At 47.0% G+C, this 3,965-nt stretch carries 3 protein-coding genes; all 3 read right to left on the bottom strand.

The window, feature by feature from the left end; all coding sequences use genetic code 11:
• Positions 1-430: 430 nt before the first annotated feature.
• On the bottom strand, positions 431-2,296 hold the full coding sequence (locus tag ACRCZA_RS12860; protein WP_438674816.1) for a SurA N-terminal domain-containing protein: 1,866 nt from the start codon (positions 2,294-2,296) through the stop codon (positions 431-433).
• 222 nt (positions 2,297-2,518) lie between these two features.
• On the bottom strand, positions 2,519-2,791 hold the full coding sequence (gene hupB, locus ACRCZA_RS12855; protein WP_006081127.1) for a nucleoid-associated protein HU-beta: 273 nt from the start codon (positions 2,789-2,791) through the stop codon (positions 2,519-2,521).
• 261 nt (positions 2,792-3,052) lie between these two features.
• On the bottom strand, positions 3,053-3,965 hold a 913-nt coding region (locus ACRCZA_RS12850), incomplete at its 5' end, for a S16 family serine protease (protein WP_438674815.1).

Raw genomic sequence — 3,965 nt, 5'->3', positions numbered from 1 at the left:
TAACTCTTAAAGTGGCGGATTCGGCTCTAATGACCATCAGTAGTTTGATCATTGCCTCGCTGCCACAGCTTTGCTTGCAAAATAGTTAAGGGCCATGTCAAGCGCTGCGCTTGAGGATAATCTTGAGGATAATCTTGAGGATGATATAGGACGGACAGCGCGCAATTTTAGCGAGCACAATTTCAGCCAGCGCAACCACCGCGCGCCGCGAGCATAAACACAGCCCTCTATGGGCAAGTGTTTAACGCGAAAGAATAAATCTAGACAAACTAAGTGTAGAAAAACAAGATACTAATGGCTAATGTGGAAAAGGCTAATATCTAAAATCAAATATCGAAAAAACAAAAGGCTAAGTGTAAACACTTAGCCTTTTGGCATATCTGATGAGACAAAAATAAGAGAACCTAACTAAAGGTTCTCCTGAATATCATTACCCTTCAACAGGATATAACACTTTCGCATTCGCTTTTAATGACTCAATCAAGCCGCGGTAATCCGCTTCGCTATATTGTGCATTTAAACGTTGTTTAAGCGCATTCACAAGTTCTTCGCTTACTGCGTCAGCCGGATTGACTTTATCCAAGGCAATCACAGCATAACCATTGGCCAGTGCTACACTATCAACCACAGGGCTTGCACTAGGCGTTGCCATTTGGAAGGCTTTAGCCACAATCGCCCCATCCACAGTTTGATCGCCACGACCCAGTTTAGCCTTAACCGACAATGTCACATCGGCCGCATTGGCTTTAACCTTGGCAATTAACTCTTGCGCCTTAGCACGGGCAGCATCGTTCGCTTGATCCTGCTTTAAACGATCGCTAATACTGCTCTGTACCGCGGCTAAGGGTAAGGTACCCGCATCTTGATGCGCTTTAAGACGGATCACCACAACATGATTAGGCGAAAGCTCAATCACCTCGCTGTTTAAGCCTTGTAGTTTCACCGCATCCGAGAAGGCGGCTTTAACCAATTCAGGCTTATTCAGGGCAGCAGGAACCTCATCACGGGAAAATAGCTCAGTGGTTTTAACCACAGCACCGACCGCTTTAGCCGTTTCGGCTAACGTATCAGGGACCTCATAGCTAGTATCCGCCAACTTACTTTGTAAACTGTAGAATTGGTCTACCGCTTTCTTTTCCTGCAACTGAGCAACAATTTTCGCTTTCACGTCACTAAAGGGCACGGTTGCGCCGGCTTGTACATCTAATAGCTTAATGATGTGGAAACCAAAATCTGTTTTAACAACCGCAGAGTGCTGGCCTTTCGTTAACGCAAATAACGCCTCATCGAACGCAGGCTCCATCACTCCCGGTTCAAACCAATCCAGTTTACCGCCCTGCTCCGCACTTAAGGTGTCATCGGAGTTACTTTTCGCCAGAGCCGCAAAATCTGCACCATTATCCAGTTGCTTAACCAGATCTTCCGCTTTAGCTTTCGCGGCAGCGTCATCCTGCCCCAGATTCACCAAAATATGCGCGGCGAGACGTTTTTCGTTAGCCACATATTGCGCTTGATGCTCGCGGTAATAAGTTTGCGCTTCTTCGTCGGAGATCGGGGTATCTTTAGCAAAATCTGCCACATTGAGCTCAACATACTCTAAACTCACCTTCTCTGGGCTCATAAATTGCCCTTGGTTCGCGTCGTAGTACTGTTTCACTTGAGCGTCTGTCACGTTAGCCGCGGCAAGAAATGGCGCAGAATCCACCACTAAATAACGAATGTCCCGTGTTTGGCCCTGCAACTCAGCCAATTGTTTCGCTTCACCGGGTAACACAAATTCTGATCCCACCAACGCAGCAGTGAGCTGACGACGGGTCATATCAACACGCATCATCGTTCTGAAGCTTTGGGGTTGATAGCCTAGTTGGCGCAAAATCGCTTGATAGCGCTCATTATCAAACTTGCCATCGGTTTGGAATGCTGGCTCGGATTTAATCGCAGCAATAATCTGCTCATCAGACACTCTTAACCCCATGGCGTTAGCCGCTTGGTCGATAAGTTTATCTGCCACCAACCGTTCTAAGACCCCTTGCTTAATGCTGGCAAGGTATTTTTCGTCGGCAGACAGCGCAGCGAACATTTCACCCAGTTGTTGCTCCATACGCGAGCGCTCGCTCTGGTAGGCTTGTTCTAACTCGGCTTTAGTGATCGGATCACCATTGACTTCTGCTGCGGGTACATCAGTGGTTGAGCCGAGGTAGCTACTCACACCTGCAAATGCAAAAGATAAAATCACAAGGACGAGAATGCCTTTAGCAATCACGCCTTGCGAACCGTCGCGGATCTTTTCTAACATCAGATTTCTCGCTTGTTGCGATTAACAAAATAAAAAGGCGCATCAGTTGGAGATGCGCCTTTCTGTAATTTACGGGAATATTCAGACGCTACCACAGGTAAGTACTAAAACCCCAAGCAATGGCTGAATTATCTTCAAAATCCATTGCTTCAATTCGTAAAAAGCACTGTTTAAACAGTGCTTATCAATACGAACGCCTTACAAAGGCTACGTTATCAAAAATTAATTGACAGCGTCTTTCAGAGCTTTACCTGCTTTAAATGCAGGAATTTTTGCTGCTGCGATTTTGATTTCTTCACCCGTTTGTGGGTTGCGACCTGTACGCTCAGCACGCTCACGCACTTCAAAAGTACCAAAACCAACAAGAGAAATTTTATCGCCTTCTTTCAGACCTTCAGTCACAGCAGCGATAAAAGAATCCAGTGCGCGGCCTGCAGCGGCTTTAGAAATGTCAGCACCAGAAGCGATTTTCTCGATTAGTTCAGATTTGTTCATGTCATCCCCTTGAATGTAATTTTTTTTTGCGCCGCAACCAAATCCGTCTCTAGAGCGGTCTGCGGAGGCTTTTATAACAAGCTTGAATTCAAAGTTCAAGCTGAGTTCGAAAACCAAAGAAATAAAACTAGATACAGCTCAAAGCCAGTTGCGCCAAGGGCTTGGCGCTACTGGCTCTCCACTGACCTAGGCTACCACAGGTCTGCGCTTTGTTAAGCCCCTTTTTTCATTTTTTTTAACGTGGTAGCGCATTTTCTTGCGTTATGCCAAGTTTTTAACCACTTCGAAGCCTTCAACGGGTCTTTCAAGGGCCAGTTTAAGCACTTCATCGACCCAGCGCACAGGACGAATTTCTAAATCGGCAATCACATTGGCTGGAATTTCTTCCAAATCACGCTCGTTTTCTTTAGGGATCAGGACCAATTTGATCCCACCGCGATGGGCTGCCAGCAGTTTTTCTTTTAAACCGCCGATGGGTAACACTTCACCACGTAAGGTAATTTCCCCCGTCATCGCCACATCTGCGCGCACAGGATTACCCGTTAGGCTAGAGACTAACGCGGTACACATTGCCGCGCCCGCCGATGGGCCATCTTTGGGCGTCGCGCCTTCTGGTACGTGCACGTGGATATCACGCTTTTCATAAAAATCAGCGTTAATACCTAATTGCTCCGCGCGGGCGCGAACAACCGTCATCGCCGCTTGAATCGATTCTTGCATCACATCGCCAAGGGAGCCCGTGTAGGTTAACTTGCCTTTACCGGGGACTGACGTCGCCTCAATCGTGAGTAAATCGCCCCCGACTTCCGTCCAGGCTAAACCTGTCACTTGGCCAATTTGGTTATTCGATTCGGCTTTTCCATAGTCAAACCGCTGCACACCAAGAAAAGACTTGAGGTTTTCTGCCGTCACAGCAACGGATTTGACAGACTTATCGAGTAGGATCATTTTGACGACTTTACGACAAATTTTCGACAATTCACGCTCAAGCGCCCGCACCCCCGCTTCGCGGGTGTAATAGCGGATAATCCCCATGATTGCGCTATCATCAATGTGAATTTCGTTTGCTTTAAGGCCATTACGCTCAATTTGCTTGGTCAACAAATGTTGTTTCGCGATATTGAGCTTTTCATCTTCGGTATAACCCGACAGTCGGATGACTTCCATACGGTCT

Source organism: Shewanella sp., from assembly GCF_051658185.1.
GTDB lineage: Bacteria > Pseudomonadota > Gammaproteobacteria > Enterobacterales > Shewanellaceae > Shewanella.
The sequence above is the reverse complement of the archived record's forward strand: the minus strand, read 5'-3'. Positions and strand labels throughout refer to the sequence as shown.

Bases quoted from the DNA above. Each gene is read 5' to 3' on its own strand.
- hupB (WP_006081127.1), bottom strand. From the start codon at position 2,791: ATGAACAAATCTGAACTAATCGAGAAAATCGCTTCTGGTGCTGACATT.
- ACRCZA_RS12860 (WP_438674816.1), bottom strand. From the start codon at position 2,296: ATGTTAGAAAAGATCCGCGACGGTTCGCAAGGCGTGATTGCTAAAGGC.